Origin of the sequence: Brevundimonas bullata, assembly GCF_003350205.1 — a bacterium.
Classification (GTDB): domain Bacteria; phylum Pseudomonadota; class Alphaproteobacteria; order Caulobacterales; family Caulobacteraceae; genus Brevundimonas; species Brevundimonas bullata.
The window spans coordinates 64,170-78,301 of sequence record NZ_QLLC01000006.1 but is presented as its reverse complement, the minus strand read 5'-3'; the positions used below and the strand labels follow the sequence as shown (position 1 = coordinate 78,301).

The window sequence follows — 14,132 nt, the reverse complement described above, 5'->3', positions numbered from 1 at the left end:
CGGGACCCAGGCGTCGGATAGAGACTGGAGGCTATGGCGTCTGGCTCTGCCGCCTGGGTCCCGGATCGCCTCTGCGAGGCGTCCGGGATGACGGATGTATTTTGTGAGCCTGCGAGTTCGATCATGTCCGCGTCCGCCAGCCGCTACACCCCCGTCGCCATCGCCCTGCACTGGGCCATCGCGGTCGCCATCTTCGCCATGATCCCGATGGGCTGGTGGATGAGCGAGGCGATCAATGAGCCGGGTAGCCAGGCGCTGGCCTATCGCGTGTTCCAGATTCACAAGTCGGTGGGCTTCCTGATCCTGGCGCTGACGGCGCTACGGCTGGTCTGGCGGCTGACGCATCGGACGCCGGGGATGCCGGCTGAGATGAAGACCTGGGAGAGGTTCGCGGCGCGGGCGACCCATGCGGCCTTCTATGGCCTGATGTTGGCCCTGCCTTTGACCGGCTGGCTCTATGTTTCGACCGGCTGGGCCGTTGCGACGGATGCGCCGCTGGCTGTGGCGACCAGCTGGTTCGGCCTGTTCACCGTGCCGCATCTGCCCTTCATCGGCGAGGCGGCTGCGGGCCTGCGCCGGGCCGTGGCCTATCAGGCCATGGGGGCGCATGGGCTGATGGCCTGGGGTGCGGTCGTGCTGATCGCTCTGCACGTCGGGGCGGCGCTGAAGCACCAGTTCATCAATCGCGACGGGGTTCTGGCCCATATGATCCCGGTGCTGAAGCATGGGGAAGGGCGGACTGCGCCCGAGCCCAAGTCCCTGTTGAGCTGGTCCGAGCGTCTGGCCGGGTTGGGCTTCATCGCGGTTTTGGCCGTGGCGGGCGGCATTGCGGCCAAGCCTGCGCCGCTGGAGGCCGGGGCAGGGGCCGAGGCGCCCGTCGCGACGGCGCCCGCTCAGGCCGAGGCTGCGGTCACGCCGGGCACGGCGGCGGCCTGGACCATCGACAAGGCGGCCTCGAGCATCGCATTCACCGGGACCCACGCGGGCAAGGCCTTCAAGGGCAGGTTCGAGCAGTGGGAGGGTCAGGTCTGGTTTGATCCGGCCGATCTGGCGGGGTCGAAGGCCGTGGTTCTGGTCAAGACCGGCACGGCCAAGACCGGCGACGCGACGCAGGAGGGTTCCCTGTCCGGCGCGGAATGGCTGGACCCGACCGCCTATCCGACTGCGCGATTTGAGGCAAATTCGTTCAAGGCCCTAGGCGGCGACCGCTATGAGGCGACGGGGACGCTGCGGATCAAGACGACGACCGTGCCTGTGGTCCTGCCCTTCACCTTTGAAGAGGCGAACGGTGTCGCGACCGTGGCGGGCCGGTTGGAGCTGGACCGCACGGCGCTGGACCTCGGCATGATGTCCGACGCCAGCGGGGACTGGGTGTCCAAGGCGATCGGAGTGGAGATCAGGGTGAAGGCGTCGCGCTAACCTTCACCTTCATCCCGGACGCCTCGCAGAGGCGATCCGGGATGACGGAGAGGCGCCGGATCAGCGCTTAGGGGTTTGCCCGACTCCGCTTGGGGCGTTACAGCCTTCGGCTTCTTCTCGAACGTCCGAAGATTGACGCCATGCACGACATCAGAGCCATCCGCGACAACCCCGAAGCCTTCGTCGCCGGCTGGTCGTCGCGCGGGGTGGAGGACGCCGCCGAGGTGGTGGCGCGCATTCTGGCGCTGGACATCGACCTGCGCGCCGCCCAGACCAAGGGGCAGGAAGCCCTGGCCAAGCGCAACGCCGCCTCCAAGGCCATCGGCGCCGCCATGGGCAAGAAGGACATGGCCGAGGCCGACCGGCTGAAGGCCGAGGTCGAGACGCTGAAGACCGACATCGCCGAGGCGGGCGAGGCCGAAGCCGCCAAGGGCGCCGAACTGCGCGACCTGCTGGCGGGGCTGAAGAACCTGGCGGCCGCCGACGTGCCGGACGGCGAGGACGAGAACGACAACGTCGAAGTTCTGAAGTGGGGGGAGCCCCGCACGACCGGCCCGTCCAAGGATCACGCCGATCTGGGCGAGGCCATGGGCCTGCTGGACTTTGAAGCCGCCGCCAGGATGTCCGGTTCGCGCTTCGCTGTGCTGAAGGGCCAGCTGGCGCGTTTGGAACGCGCCATCGGCCAGTTCATGCTGGACCTGCAGACGGATAAGCACGGGTATCTGGAAGTGAACCCGCCTTATCTGGTGCGCGACGAGGCGATGTTCGGCACGGGGCAGTTGCCGAAGTTTCGTGACGACCAGTTTCTGAGTTTCAACGGTCAGCAGACCGCTTCTGATTACGTATCGACCATCCAGCGGCACGCCTTCATGCGCATCTGGAACGGTAGTGCGGAGCACGGCGAGGAACTGATCAAGCGACAGGAAGCAGCAGACAGCATCCTTGAAATCCCGGATGCCGAGCTTGCTCAAATTTTCGATGCCCAGTCCGGTCGTTTCTGGCTCATCCCCACCGCCGAAGTCTCCCTGACCAACATCGTGCGTGAGCAGATCCTGGGCGAGGATGAGGTGGCGGAGCCCATGCGTCTGACGGCGCTGACGCCCTGTTTCCGGGCAGAGGCCGGGTCGGCGGGGCGCGATACGCGCGGCCTGATCCGCCAGCACCAGTTCAGCAAGGTCGAGATGGTCTCCATCTGCCGACCCGAAGACTCGGACGCCGAGCACGAGCGCATGACCGGCTGCGCCGAGGCGGTGTTGCAGGCGCTGGAGCTGCCCTATCGCAAGGTACTGCTGTGCAAGGGCGACATGGGCTTCGCGGCGCAGAAGACCTATGACCTCGAAGTCTGGCTGCCCAGCCAGAACACCTATCGCGAGATCAGCTCCGTTTCGAACTGCGGCGACTTCCAGGCCCGGCGCATGGACGCCCGGTTCAAGCGCGCGGGCGAGAAGAAGACCGAGTTCCTGCACACCCTGAACGGCTCGGGCCTGGCGGTCGGCCGCACCCTGGTCGCGGTGATGGAGAACTATCAGCAGGAGGACAGCTCCATCGCCGTGCCGGCTGCGCTGCTGCCCTATATGGGCGGCCTGACGACGGTGGGCGCCGCTTCGTGACCACCTTCGCTACAGCGTCATCCCGGAAGGCGCGAAGCGTCTATCCGGGACCGCTCAAGACACAATGGACTGAAATGGGAGCGTCTCTGGCGGTCCCGGCTCTTCGCTGCGCTACGGCCGGGATGACGTGCCTATGAGAATTCTGCTCACCAACGACGACGGCATCGAGGCGGAAGGCCTTGAATGTCTTGAGAAGATCGCTCGCACCCTGTCGGATGACGTCTGGGTCGTCGCGCCCCAGACCGAGCAGTCGGCCAAGGGACGTGGGATCACCCTGACCGAGCCGCTGCGGGTCAACCAGTTGGGCGACAAGCGCTTCGCCGTGACCGGCACGCCGACCGACTGCGTCATCCTGGCGGTCAACGACCTGATGCCCGAGAGGCCCGATCTGGTGCTGTCGGGCGTCAATCGGGGCCACAACGTCGGCGAGGACGTCAGCTATTCCGGCACGGTGGCCGGCGCGTTGCAGGGCATGGCCTTCGGCATCCGCTCCATCGCCCTGTCGCAGTCGCTGGAACGCTTCCACGACGACGTGGTGGCGCATTGGGAGACGGCCGAGGCCTTCGCCCCCGGCATCATCGCGCGGCTGCTGGAGCAGAAGTGGGAGGACGGCGTGGTCATGAACGTCAACTTCCCCAAGCTGCCGCCGGAACTGGTCAAGGCGGTCGAGGTGACGAAGCAGGGCTTCCGCGACATCGGCGAGATGCACGCCATCCGACGCACCGATTTGCGCGGTCGCGACTACTACTGGATGGCCTTCCGCGGCGCCCCGCAGGAGCACGCCGAGGGCACCGACCTGCGGGCCATGGATGAGGGCCGGATCTCGGTCACACCGCTGCATATCGACCTGACGCACATGCGCAGCGTCAACGATCTGAAAAAGGTGCTGGGCGGCGCCCCGCCGAAAGGACCCGCCGGATGAGCCTGTCGGACGACCGTGCGGGCCGGTTGATCCTGTCGCTGCGGCGGCAGGGGGTCACCGACGCGCGGGTGCTGAAGGCGATGGAATCCATCGACCGCTCGCTGTTCGTCCACGAGAAGTTTCTGGATCAGGCCTGGGAAGACCAGGCCCTGCCGATCGACTGCGCCCAGACGATCAGCCAGCCCTATATCGTCGGCCTGATGACCCAGGCGCTGGAGGTCGGGCCGCGTCACCGCGTCCTCGAGATCGGCACCGGCAGCGGCTATCAGTGCGCGGTGCTGAGCCGCCTGGCGCGGTTCGTCTATTCGGTGGAGCGCTACAAGAGCCTGCTGACCGAGGCCGAGACCAAGCTGAAGCTGCTGGGCGTCGACAACGTCTTCACCCGCCACGGCGACGGCGGGCAGGGCTGGCTGGAACAGGCGCCCTTTGACCGGATCATGGTGACGGCGGCTTCGCCGCATGAGCCGACCGAACTGCTGAAACAGTTGAAGCCGGGCGGGGTTCTGGTCGCGCCGGTGGGCCGCGGCTCGGTACAGATGCTGAACCGCTATACGGGCCAGGACGACGGCAGCTTCCGCCGCGAAAGCCTGTGCGAAGTGCGCTTCGTGCCGCTGGTCGAAGGGCTGGCGAAGGAGGGGTAGGGACGGCCCGCTCCCCCTTATCGTCATCCCGGAAAGCCCGCAGGGCTTATCCGGGACCGCCAGAAGCGCTACCGTGCGCTCATGCGCGAAGACAGGCTCTTCACCGTTTACATCGTGACCAACACGACGCGGGGCGTGCTTTACGTCGGCGTGACATCGGACCTGCTGGGTCGCATCCAGCAACATCGGGATCGGACCTATTCGGGCTTCAGCTGCCAATGGGGCCTGCGACGGCTGGTCTGGTATCAGGTTTTTGACGACGCTGAATCCGCGATCAATTTTGAAAAGCGGCTGAAGCGCTGGCGACGAGATTGGAAGTTTGGCCTGGTTGAGCGGATGAATCCCGAATGGGAGGATCTGTGGGAGGCGGCATTCAAGTCTGAGGGCGGTGTTCTGGGCGGTCCCGGATAAACGCTGCGCGTTTTCCGGGATGACCGAGGTGGTGAGATCGGCCCCCGGTTAACCTTTCCGCCCCACTTTGGCGCCGTTTGGCGGGTTGGCTTGGCGACGCTTCCGGGGCAAACCGGGGGACAAGCGAAATCACGGTTAAGAAGGAGGGGCGCATGGGCGGCTTCACGAGCTGGATCAGGGCGACGGTCGTCGTCGGCGGGGCGCTGACGGTTGCGGCGTGTTCGACCTATCCCGACGAGCCGCGCTATTCGACTCGGCCCACGCCAGTCGGCGGGCAGGGCGCCTATCCGGCGCAGCCGCAGCAGCCGGGCGGCTATCCGAGCAACAATCCCTATTACGCCCAGCCTGCTCAGCTGCAGACGCCGCCGCCCGCGCGTCCTTATGAAGAACAAGGCGTCCGTGCGCCGACAGGATCGGTCGAGGGCGGCGGTCTCCCGCCCGCCGGCGGTCCGGCCTATCCCTCGACCAGCGCGCCCGTCGCCCCCAGCCCCACGACGCCGTCGCGACCGAACAGCGGCCCGGTTATCCCCGGCGTTGCCTATGTGATCCAGCCCGGCGACACGATTTCGGGCGTCGGGCGTCGCTTCCAGACCCCGGTGCAGACGCTGATCGACCTGAACGGCCTGGGGCCGCGCGGCGCCATCAGCGTGGGGCAGCGCATCATGCTGCCGGACAGTGCGGTCGACGCCGGTTCGGACCCTTACGCCACGGGGCCGTCGCCGGTCGGGGTGCGCACGCCGAACAACGGAGTGATTCCGCCGCCGCCTCCGCCCCCCAGCGGCAACGCCGCCCTGCCGCCCTCGCGCGCGCCGGCGATGACGTCTTCTACGCCGGCCTCGCCGCTGCAGGGCGCAGCCGTGGGTCAGGCCCTGGCCATGCAATGGCCCGTTCGCGGCGATATCCTGCGCCGCTTCGGCCCCGTCGGCATGGGCGAGCGTAACAACGGCATCAACATCGGCGCCTCGGCCGGGACCGAGGTCAAGGCCGCAGCCGCCGGGCGCGTGGCCTATGTCGGCGATGATCTGGTGGGGCAGGGGCTGACGGTGCTGATCGTCCACAGGGACGGCTGGCGCACTGTTTATGGCCATCTGGGCTCGGCCACAGTGCGAGACGGCGCCGAGGTCCGCGCGGGTCAGGCCATCGGCACCGTCGGCCTGACGGCGGGCGACGGGCGCCCCTCGATCCACTTCGAGACGCGTCAGATGCGCGGCGATGATCCAGTCGCTGTCGATCCGTTGGGCGTCCTTCCGCGCTGACGAAATAGCCGCCCGGCGTGTCCGGACGGCATCGCCTTCACGCAAGAGACGTCAGGCCGCGTTGCAAATCGGCACGGCGCGCCCTAGGTTCCGCGCCTCATTTTAATGGGGCCCCCGTTTCGAGGTTGGCCCGGTTCGGGGAGTTTCCATGCCTACTGGTTCCGAAGGCGGCCTGATGGCCATCGTGGTGCAGATCGCGCCGATCGTCGCGATCTTCATCCTCTTCTACTTCCTGATGATCCGCCCGCAGCAAAAGCGGATGAAGGCTCACCAGGCCTTGATCGCCGGCGTCAAGCGCGGCGACGAAGTCGTTCTGTCGAACGGCATGGTCGGCAAGGTGACGCGCGTTGAAGACGCCGAGGCCATGGTCGAGATTTCGCAGGGCGTGAACGTCCGCGTGGTCAAGTCGATGATCGCCGAAGTGCGCAACCGCACCGCCATCGCCGCCAACGACAAGGGCTGAGCGGCTTTCGCCGCTGAAGCCCGCCCGAAATAGAGCTCTGACATGATTCAGCTTTCACGCTGGAAAGTCACCCTGGTCGTGCTGTCGCTCCTTGTCGGGCTGCTGCTGGCCTTTCCCAATGTCCTGACGCCCGCTCAGCGCGAGGCTCTGCCGGGCTGGATGCCGAAGCAGGGCTTGAACCTGGGCCTCGACCTTCAGGGCGGGTCATACCTGCTACTGGAAGTCGATGTCCCGGCGATGCGCGAGAAGCGCGTCACCAACCTGGTCGAAGACGTCCGCACCACTCTAGCCGAACAGAAGATCCCGATCGGCAGCCTGCAGCGTGAAGCCGGCGGCGTGGTCGTGACCGTCGGCGAGGGCGCGCAATACGACGCCGCCCTGACTGCACTTCGCAATCTGGCTATGACCGGCGCGCCGCAAGGCCAGTCGGATCGTGTCGTCACACGTCTGAGCGACAACCGCATCCGCTTCGCCTTCACCGACGCGGCCCTGGCCGCCATGGGCGCGACGGCGGTGGATCAGTCGATCGAAGTCGTGCGTCGCCGGATCGACAGCACCGGCACCAAGGAAATCTCGATCACCCGTCAGGGCGCCGACCGCATCGTCGTCCAGGCTCCGGGCGAGAGCGATCCCTCGGCGCTGGAACGCGTCATCGGCCAGACGGCGCAACTGACCTTCCAGATGGTCGATGTCAGCGCGACCGGCTTGCAGGACGCCATGGCGGGCCGCGTGCCGCCGGATTCGGAACTGCTGGTCGGTGAAGACGGGACGCCCTATCTGGTCAAGAAGCGCGTGCTGGTCTCGGGTGAAAACCTGACCCGCGCCGGCGTCGGCTCGGACCAGAACGGCCGCCCGGCCATCGACTTCCGCTTCGACGGTCAGGGCGCACGTCGCTTCGGTGAAGCCACCGCCCAGAATATCGGCAAGCCCTTCGCCATCATCCTGGACGGCAAGGTCATTTCGGCGCCGACGATCCAGGGCGCCATCGCCGGCGGCACGGGTCAGATCACCGGCAACTTCACGATCCAGTCGGCCTCGGAACTGGTCAACCTGCTGAACGGCGGCGCCCTGCCGGCGCCGTTGAAGGTCGAGGAACGTCGCGTGGTCGGCGCCGAACTGGGCGCGGACGCTATCAAGGCGGGTCAGATTTCGACCGCAGTCGGCGCGGCCATCATCGTCCTGTTCATGATCCTTTCCTACGGCTTCCTGTTCGGCGGCGTTTCGGTTCTGGGTCTGATGCTGAACGGCATCCTGATCGTGGCCGCCATGTCGCTGTTCCAGGCCACCCTGACCCTGCCGGGCATTGCCGGTCTGGTTCTGACCTTCGCCGTGGCCGTTGACGCTAACGTTCTGATCTATGAGCGGATGCGTGATGAAGCACGAGCGGGGCGTTCGGTCATCGCCTCGATGGACGCCGGATTCAACAAGGCCATGGGCACCATCATCGACGCCAACCTGACCACCCTGGTCGCGGCGCTGATCATGTTCGCCTTTGGCGCCGGGCCGGTGCGCGGCTTCGCCTGGACGCTGACCATCGGCGTGTTCACCTCCATGTTCTCCTCGGTGATGGTCGCCCAGGTCCTGCTTGGGTACTGGCTCAAAGTCGCCAAGCCCAAAAAACTGCCGATCGCGGAGTGATGGCGATGCGTGGATGGCCTTTCATCAAACTGCTGCCGCACAAGACGAACTTCCATTTCGTGAAGTACGCCTTGCCCGCGGGCATCCTGTCGCTCGTGCTGTGCGTCGCCTCGATCGTCGCCTGCTTCTATCCCGGCCTTGAAATGGGCATCGACTTCAAGGGCGGGGCCGTCATGGAAATGACTGCACCGGCCGGCCAGTCGATTGACGCGGGCAAGGTTCGCGAAGCGATGAACAATCTCGATCTGGGCGAGGTCCAGGTCCAGAACATCGACGGCGACCAGCGCGCCATCGTCCGCTTCCAGGTGCCGGACAACGAGGATCAGACCGCCGTCGTGACGCGCGTTCAGAAGGGCATCACCGACGCTGTCGGCCAGGTCGCCTTCTCGGGCACCAGCGTCGTCGGCTCCAAGGTCTCGGGCGAGCTGTTCACCAGCGGCCTGTTGGCTCTGGGCGCAGCCATTCTGCTGATGTTCGGCTACATCTGGTTCCGGTTCGAGCCGCAGTTCGGCTTCGGCGCCATCGCGGGTCTGGTCCACGACGTGATCCTGACCTTCGGTCTGATCGTTCTGTTCAAGCTGGAGTTCAGCCTGAACATGGTCGCCGCCATTTTGACCGTCATCGGCTATTCGATGAACGATACGGTCGTGGTGTTCGACCGCCTGCGCGAAAACCTGCGCAAGTACAAGACCATGCCCCTGCGCGAGGTGATCGACCTGTCGATCAACGAGACCCTGTCGCGGACCATCATCACCGGCGTCACCGCCGTCATGGTGCTGGCTGCGCTAGCGATCTTCGGCGGCGAGGCCCTGTTCGGCTTCTCCATCGCCCTGATGGCCGGCATCATCATCGGAACCTATTCGTCGATCTACGTCGGCGCGCCGATCATCCTGCTGTGGGGCGTCAAGCGTGGCTCCCTCGACGAAGACACCAAGCCGGTCAAGTTCGGCATGGCCAGCCGTCCCTAAGGCGCTGCTCACCTGAAAATGCTCCTCCTTCCCCCCGATGGGGAGGGAGGAGTAAGGTCACGCTTCCTGATTCCGACCCGGGGAGGGGCGCATGGCCAAACTGCTTTCAAACTTCAGAACGACATTCTTGCTCAGCATCGTGCTGGCGGGGGTCATGATCTTCGCCTTCGGCCGCATCGCGCCGGGCGGCTTTGATCTCGGCTTCGCCCAGGCGGCCTTCCGCTGGGTTCACGTCGTGGCCGGCATCCTGTGGATCGGCCTGCTCTATTATTTCAACTTCGTGCAGATCCGGGTCATGCCCTCGATCCCCGCCGAGTTGAAGCCCGCCGTCAGCAAGCATATCGCGCCTGAGGCCCTGTTCTGGTTCCGTTGGTCGGCGCTGGTGACGGTGCTGGCGGGTCTGGCCGTCATGTTCACGCGCGGCCACGTCTATGCGGTCGAGGTGCTCAGCTTCGGCCTGGCGGGCGGTCTGAACGCGGGCGATCAGCAGTTTACCCTGATGGGGATCGGCGTCTGGCTGGCCATCGTCATGTTCCTGAACGTCTGGGGGCTGATCTGGCCAAACCAGAAGCGGGCCCTCGGCATGGTCGTCGTCGATGATGACAAGAAGGCCAGGGCCGCCCGCATCGCCATGCTGGGCAGCCGCACCAACCTTCTGCTGTCCCTGCCGATGCTTACCTCGATGGCCATGTATCAGACCCTGTTCAGCTGAGGCTTGCACCGCTTTGCGCAATGGCCGATGGCCTTGCGCAATGACTGTTGATCTCGATTCCCAGGTCCGCGCCGCCGACCCTGACCGCTGGCTGTCCAGCCGGTTTGTGGCTGACGAACAGGCGCGCGCGGACCTGATCGCCCTCTACGCCTTCGAGGCGGAGCTCCTGGCCATTCCCACCCGCGTCACCCAGCCCATGCTGGCCGAGATGCGCTACACGTGGTGGTCCGAGCAGATGGAGGGCGTTTTCGCCAACACGCCTCGCGTCGGCCATCCCGTGCTGGAGGCCCTGACCGCCGCCGTCGCGCGCCGGCATCTGGATCGCGCGCCCTTCGACGCCTTGATCGAGGCTCACATCGGTCGGGTGCACGGCGAGCCGCACGACCTGGAAGCCTTCTATGTCGGCCCGATGCAGGTCGCGACCCGGATATTGGCAGGCGAGGAGCATGACGCCCTGGTCGTGAAGTCTGGGCGCGTGTGGGGCCTGGCGCAGACCGGCCGGACGGATGAAGCAAAGACGCTGCGCGCAGCCGCCAACGCCGCACTCAGAACTCTGCCCGCCGCTGCCTTTCCCGCTATTGCCCATGCCGCGCTGGCGGGCTTTGAGCACCCGGAACCGCTGAAACGTCTCCGTCTGCTGTGGGCGGTGCTGCGCGGTCGCGTCTAGTCGCAGAGGCCGCCGATCAGGCGGGCCAGCAGGGCGTTCAAGGTCTTCTGTTCATCAAGTGAGAGTGGCGCGAGGATGTCTCGCGCTGTTTCCTCGTGGCTGGGCATGATGGATTCGATCAGGTTGAAGCCCTTGTCGGTCAGGCGGACCAGGGTGGCGCGGCGGTCGGTCGGATGGGGGCCGCGTTCGACCAGACCCGCCTTCTCCAGCCGGTCGATGCGGGCGGTCATGCCGCCAGACGACATCATCGCCGCCTCGAACAGGGCGGTCGGCGTCAGTCCCTCGCGTGCGCCCGAGCGGCGTAGCGTCGCCAGGGCGTCGAACTCGCCGTGTTGTAGGCCGTAGCGGGCGAACAGGGGCGTCTGGCGTTCGCGCACCACCAGTTGCGAGGCCTCGTTCAGGCGACCCAGCACCTCCATCGGCAGCATGTCGAGTTCGGGGCGCTGGACGGCCCATTGGGCGGCGGCGCGGGCGGCTCTGTCGGGCATGACTTATCTTGACATCGAGATACTTGAGGTCGAGAGACTAGCGCGATCTTCCAGTGGAGTCTCCTATCATGATCGCACGGTCCGAAGCCGAGCCGGCGCGCGGCGCATCCCTGTTGCTGCTCGGCGCCATCTTCGCCCTGGCGCTCAACCTGCGCCCGGCGATGGCGGCGGTGGGACCGCTGCTGGACCTGATCGAGGGCGCGACAGGGATGGATTCCACCGCCGCCAGTCTGCTGACGACCTTGCCGGTGCTGATGATCGGCCTCGGCGCCCTGTCGATCCGCCCCTTGCGTCGGCGGTTGGGCGAGCGGCGCGGCATCTTGCTCGGCGCGCTGCTGATCGGCGGGGCTTGTTTGGTGCGGGCCGTGCTGACGGAAACGGCGGCCCTGATCGCCAGCGCGGCGGTCGTCGGCGTGGGCGTCGCCCTGATTCAGGCCCTGGCGCCGGTCGTGATCAAGCGCGCCTTTCCGACGCGGTTCGGCACGGTGATGGCGCTCTACACCACAGGCATCATGGGCGGGGCGGCCATCGCGGCGGCGACGGCGGCGGGCCTGGCCGAGGCGGTGGGCTGGGCCTGGACCCTGGCGCTGTGGAGCGTCCCGGCCTTCGTGGCGGCGGTCGTCTGGCTGCTGGCCGCACGCGATCCGGCGGCGGAGGAGCCCGACCGAAACGCTGTGATTGAGGTGGTCCATCCCGAGATTCCCTTCTGGCGTCAGGGGCGGGCGTGGAGCCTGATCGTCATCATGGGGCTGGGCACCTCTGCCTATACGCTGGTGCTGGCCTGGCTGCCGCCCTTCTATGTCGATCTTGGGCAGGCGAGGGCGACGGCGGGCTATCTGCTCAGCGGCATGACGGGAGCCGAGGTCATGGCCGGTATCCTCGTGTCGCTGTTGATCGGACGCTTCCCCGACCGGCGCGGGCCGATTCTGACGGCGCTGGTGCTGGCCCTGATCGGTCTGGCGGGACTGGTGGTCGCGCCGGTGGCCCTGGCGGTTCCGGTCGTGGTGATCATGGGGCTGGGGATTGGAGCCATCTTCCCCCTGACCCTGATCCTGGCCATGGACCAGATTGACGATCCGGCCCGGTCCGGCGATCTGCTCGCCTTCGTCCAGGGCGGCGGCTACATCATCGCCAGCCTGTCGCCGTTGGCCGCCGGCCTGTTGCGCGACCACATGGCCGACCTGACGGGGGCCTGGATTCTGATGGGCGTGGGCGTGGTGTTTCTGGGCGCGATGACGCTGGCGTTCCGGCCGGGCCTGCCCAAGCTGCGCTGATTTTAAAGTGCCGTCACCCTCGGGCTTGTCCCGAGGGTCCATGGCAGGTTTCGGGCGCCGTTAGTCTCACCTTCGAGCTTGCTGCAATGATGGACCCTCGGGACAAGCCCGAGGGTGACGAGTTTTGCAGGTGGAGATCTAGGCCGCCGCGTCGCGCCAGGCCTTCAGTGCGGCCATGGCGCGGATGCTTTGAAGGCGTTTCTTGGCGCGGCCGCGTTCCTTGGGATGGATGCGCTTGCCGTCCTCATCGACCTTCGGCGCTTCCAGCGGGGGCAGCAGGCCGTAGTTGATGTTCATCGGCTGGAACTTGGAGCCTTCCAGGTGGCCGCCGGTAATGTGTTCGACCAGGGCGCCCATGGCGGTTTCCGGCGGCGGCGCCGACAGGTCGCGGCCCAGGGCTTGGGCTGCGGCCATGCGTCCAGTCAGCAGGCCCATGGCGGCGCTTTCAACATAGCCCTCGACCCCCGTGACCTGGCCGGCGAAGCGCAGGCGCGGCATGGATTTCATGCGCAGTTGCTTGTCCAGCAGTTGCGGGCTGTTGAGGTAGGTGTTGCGGTGCAGGCCGCCCAGGCGCGCGAACTGGGCGTTCTGCAAACCCGGGATCATGCGGAAGGTCTCGGCTTGCGCCCCGTGTTTCAGCTTGGTCTGGAAGCCGACCATGTTGAACAGGGTGCCGAGCGCATTGTCCTGGCGCAGCTGGACGATGGCGTAGGACTTGACCTTCGGATCGCGCGGATTGGTCAGGCCGACAGGCTTCATCGGGCCGTGACGCAGGGTCTCGCGACCGCGTTCGGCCATGACCTCGATGGGCAGGCAGCCGTCGAAGTAGGGGACGTTCTCCCACTCCTTGAACTCGGCCTTGGGGCCGTCCAGCAGGGCGTCGATGAAGGCCTCGTACTGCGCCTTGTTCATCGGGCAGTTGACGTAGGCGGCGGCGTCTCCGCCGGGGCCTTCCTTGTCATAGCGCGACTGACGCCAGGCGATGTCGAAGTCGATGCTGTCGGCGTGGATGATGGGGGCGATGGCGTCGAAGAAGCTGAGGCTTTCCTCGCCCGTCAGCTTCAGGATGGCCTCAGCCAAGGCGGGCGAGGTCAGGGGCCCGGTGGCCACGATGACGTTGCCCCAGTCCTCTGGCGGCAGGCCGTCGATTTCCTCGCGCACGATGGTGACAAGCGGATGGGCTTCCAGCCGCGCGGTGACGGATTGCGAAAAGCCGTCGCGGTCGACTGCCAGGGCGCCGCCCGCCGGGACCTGATGATCGCCCGCGGCCGCCATGATGATCGAGCCCAGTTCGCGCATTTCCTGATGCAGCAGGCCGACGGCGTTATATTCCCAATCGTCAGACCGGAAGGAGTTGGAGCAAACCAGCTCGGCCAGGCCGTCGGTGTGGTGGGCGTCGGTCTTCACGCCCGGCACGCCGCGCATTTCATGCAGGATGACGGGCACGCCCGCCTGGGCGATCTGCCAGGCGGCTTCGGAACCGGCGAGGCCGCCGCCGATGACATGCACGGGGGCGGGGATGGGGTGGGCGGAGGGGGCTGCGTTCGACATGGCGGCCTTCTAGCCTTCCCGGAGCCTTCCGTCAGCCTGTCATAAGCACGCAAGCCGCGACGGGGTGGCGCGTGCTATATGGCGTGGCTTAAGACGGCGGTTCAGAGGAGCC

The 14,132-nt window shown here is 66.5% G+C and carries 14 protein-coding genes; 12 read left to right on the top strand and 2 right to left on the bottom strand.

The window, feature by feature from the left end; translation table 11 throughout:
* The first annotated feature begins 123 nt into the window (after window positions 1-123).
* The 11 genes from DXK21_RS04340 (at window position 124) to DXK21_RS04290 (ending at window position 10,707) form a co-directional block, all read left to right on the top strand.
* Window positions 124-1,419: a cytochrome b/b6 domain-containing protein gene (locus DXK21_RS04340; protein ID WP_114816550.1), complete on the top strand. Its 1,296-nt coding sequence runs from the start codon at window positions 124-126 to the stop codon at window positions 1,417-1,419.
* A 140-nt stretch (window positions 1,420-1,559) separates the two neighbouring features.
* On the top strand, window positions 1,560-3,029 hold the full coding sequence (gene serS, locus DXK21_RS04335) for a serine--tRNA ligase (protein WP_114816549.1): 1,470 nt from the start codon (window positions 1,560-1,562) through the stop codon (window positions 3,027-3,029).
* 133 nt (window positions 3,030-3,162) lie between these two features.
* Window positions 3,163-3,951 (top strand): 5'/3'-nucleotidase SurE, encoded by a 789-nt coding sequence (gene surE / locus DXK21_RS04330; protein ID WP_114816548.1) that lies wholly within the window; start codon window positions 3,163-3,165, stop codon window positions 3,949-3,951.
* Window positions 3,948-4,592, top strand: a complete 645-nt coding sequence (locus DXK21_RS04325; protein ID WP_114816547.1) for a protein-L-isoaspartate(D-aspartate) O-methyltransferase — start codon at window positions 3,948-3,950, stop codon at window positions 4,590-4,592. Before surE ends, DXK21_RS04325 begins: the two co-directional genes overlap by 4 nt.
* An 81-nt stretch (window positions 4,593-4,673) precedes the next feature.
* Window positions 4,674-5,003, top strand: coding sequence for a GIY-YIG nuclease family protein (locus tag DXK21_RS04320; protein ID WP_114816546.1), 330 nt, complete (start codon window positions 4,674-4,676; stop codon window positions 5,001-5,003).
* Between the two features lie 152 nt (window positions 5,004-5,155).
* On the top strand, window positions 5,156-6,259 hold the full coding sequence (locus DXK21_RS04315) for a peptidoglycan DD-metalloendopeptidase family protein (protein ID WP_114816545.1): 1,104 nt from the start codon (window positions 5,156-5,158) through the stop codon (window positions 6,257-6,259).
* Window positions 6,260-6,407: 148 nt separating this feature from the next.
* Window positions 6,408-6,722 carry a preprotein translocase subunit YajC gene (gene yajC / locus DXK21_RS04310; RefSeq protein WP_105562350.1) on the top strand — a complete coding sequence of 105 codons (315 nt, stop codon included), beginning with the start codon at window positions 6,408-6,410 and terminating at the stop codon, window positions 6,720-6,722.
* A gap of 42 nt (window positions 6,723-6,764) precedes the next feature.
* The gene (gene secD / locus DXK21_RS04305; protein ID WP_114816544.1) at window positions 6,765-8,360 is read left to right on the top strand and encodes a protein translocase subunit SecD; all 1,596 of its coding nucleotides are present in this window, start codon (window positions 6,765-6,767) and stop codon (window positions 8,358-8,360) included.
* A complete protein-coding gene (gene secF, locus DXK21_RS04300; RefSeq protein ID WP_114816543.1) occupies window positions 8,360-9,328 on the top strand; it encodes a protein translocase subunit SecF in 969 nt (322 codons plus the stop codon). The genes secD and secF overlap by 1 nt, the downstream gene beginning before the upstream one ends.
* 91 nt (window positions 9,329-9,419) lie before the next feature.
* Window positions 9,420-10,040 (top strand): hypothetical protein, encoded by a 621-nt coding sequence (locus tag DXK21_RS04295; RefSeq protein WP_114816542.1) that lies wholly within the window; start codon window positions 9,420-9,422, stop codon window positions 10,038-10,040.
* Window positions 10,041-10,080: 40 nt separating this feature from the next.
* Window positions 10,081-10,707: a squalene/phytoene synthase family protein gene (locus DXK21_RS04290; RefSeq protein ID WP_114816541.1), complete on the top strand. Its 627-nt coding sequence runs from the start codon at window positions 10,081-10,083 to the stop codon at window positions 10,705-10,707.
* On the opposite strand, the gene DXK21_RS04285 is transcribed toward DXK21_RS04290, so the two are convergent.
* The gene (locus tag DXK21_RS04285) at window positions 10,704-11,195 is read right to left on the bottom strand and encodes a MarR family winged helix-turn-helix transcriptional regulator (RefSeq protein ID WP_114816540.1); all 492 of its coding nucleotides are present in this window, start codon (window positions 11,193-11,195) and stop codon (window positions 10,704-10,706) included. The two genes, DXK21_RS04290 and DXK21_RS04285, sit on opposite strands and share 4 nt — an antisense overlap.
* Window positions 11,196-11,263: 68 nt before the next feature.
* On the opposite strand from DXK21_RS04285, the gene DXK21_RS04280 reads away from it, so the two are divergent.
* A complete protein-coding gene (locus DXK21_RS04280) occupies window positions 11,264-12,469 on the top strand; it encodes an MFS transporter (RefSeq protein ID WP_114816539.1) in 1,206 nt (401 codons plus the stop codon).
* Window positions 12,470-12,607: 138 nt separating this feature from the next.
* Here DXK21_RS04280 and trmFO read toward each other — a convergent pair whose 3' ends face one another.
* A complete protein-coding gene (gene trmFO, locus DXK21_RS04275; protein WP_114816538.1) occupies window positions 12,608-14,020 on the bottom strand; it encodes a methylenetetrahydrofolate--tRNA-(uracil(54)-C(5))-methyltransferase (FADH(2)-oxidizing) TrmFO in 1,413 nt (470 codons plus the stop codon).
* Window positions 14,021-14,132 lie beyond the last annotated feature (112 nt).

Bases quoted from the DNA above. Each gene is read 5' to 3' on its own strand.
- DXK21_RS04340 (WP_114816550.1), top strand. From the start codon at position 124: ATGTCCGCGTCCGCCAGCCGCTACACCCCCGTCGCCATCGCCCTGCAC.
- serS (WP_114816549.1), top strand. From the start codon at position 1,560: ATGCACGACATCAGAGCCATCCGCGACAACCCCGAAGCCTTCGTCGCC.
- surE (WP_114816548.1), top strand. From the start codon at position 3,163: ATGAGAATTCTGCTCACCAACGACGACGGCATCGAGGCGGAAGGCCTT.
- DXK21_RS04325 (WP_114816547.1), top strand. From the start codon at position 3,948: ATGAGCCTGTCGGACGACCGTGCGGGCCGGTTGATCCTGTCGCTGCGG.
- DXK21_RS04320 (WP_114816546.1), top strand. From the start codon at position 4,674: ATGCGCGAAGACAGGCTCTTCACCGTTTACATCGTGACCAACACGACG.
- DXK21_RS04315 (WP_114816545.1), top strand. From the start codon at position 5,156: ATGGGCGGCTTCACGAGCTGGATCAGGGCGACGGTCGTCGTCGGCGGG.
- yajC (WP_105562350.1), top strand. From the start codon at position 6,408: ATGCCTACTGGTTCCGAAGGCGGCCTGATGGCCATCGTGGTGCAGATC.
- secD (WP_114816544.1), top strand. From the start codon at position 6,765: ATGATTCAGCTTTCACGCTGGAAAGTCACCCTGGTCGTGCTGTCGCTC.
- secF (WP_114816543.1), top strand. From the start codon at position 8,360: ATGGCGATGCGTGGATGGCCTTTCATCAAACTGCTGCCGCACAAGACG.
- DXK21_RS04295 (WP_114816542.1), top strand. From the start codon at position 9,420: ATGGCCAAACTGCTTTCAAACTTCAGAACGACATTCTTGCTCAGCATC.
- DXK21_RS04290 (WP_114816541.1), top strand. From the start codon at position 10,081: ATGACTGTTGATCTCGATTCCCAGGTCCGCGCCGCCGACCCTGACCGC.
- DXK21_RS04285 (WP_114816540.1), bottom strand. From the start codon at position 11,195: ATGCCCGACAGAGCCGCCCGCGCCGCCGCCCAATGGGCCGTCCAGCGC.
- DXK21_RS04280 (WP_114816539.1), top strand. From the start codon at position 11,264: ATGATCGCACGGTCCGAAGCCGAGCCGGCGCGCGGCGCATCCCTGTTG.
- trmFO (WP_114816538.1), bottom strand. From the start codon at position 14,020: ATGTCGAACGCAGCCCCCTCCGCCCACCCCATCCCCGCCCCCGTGCAT.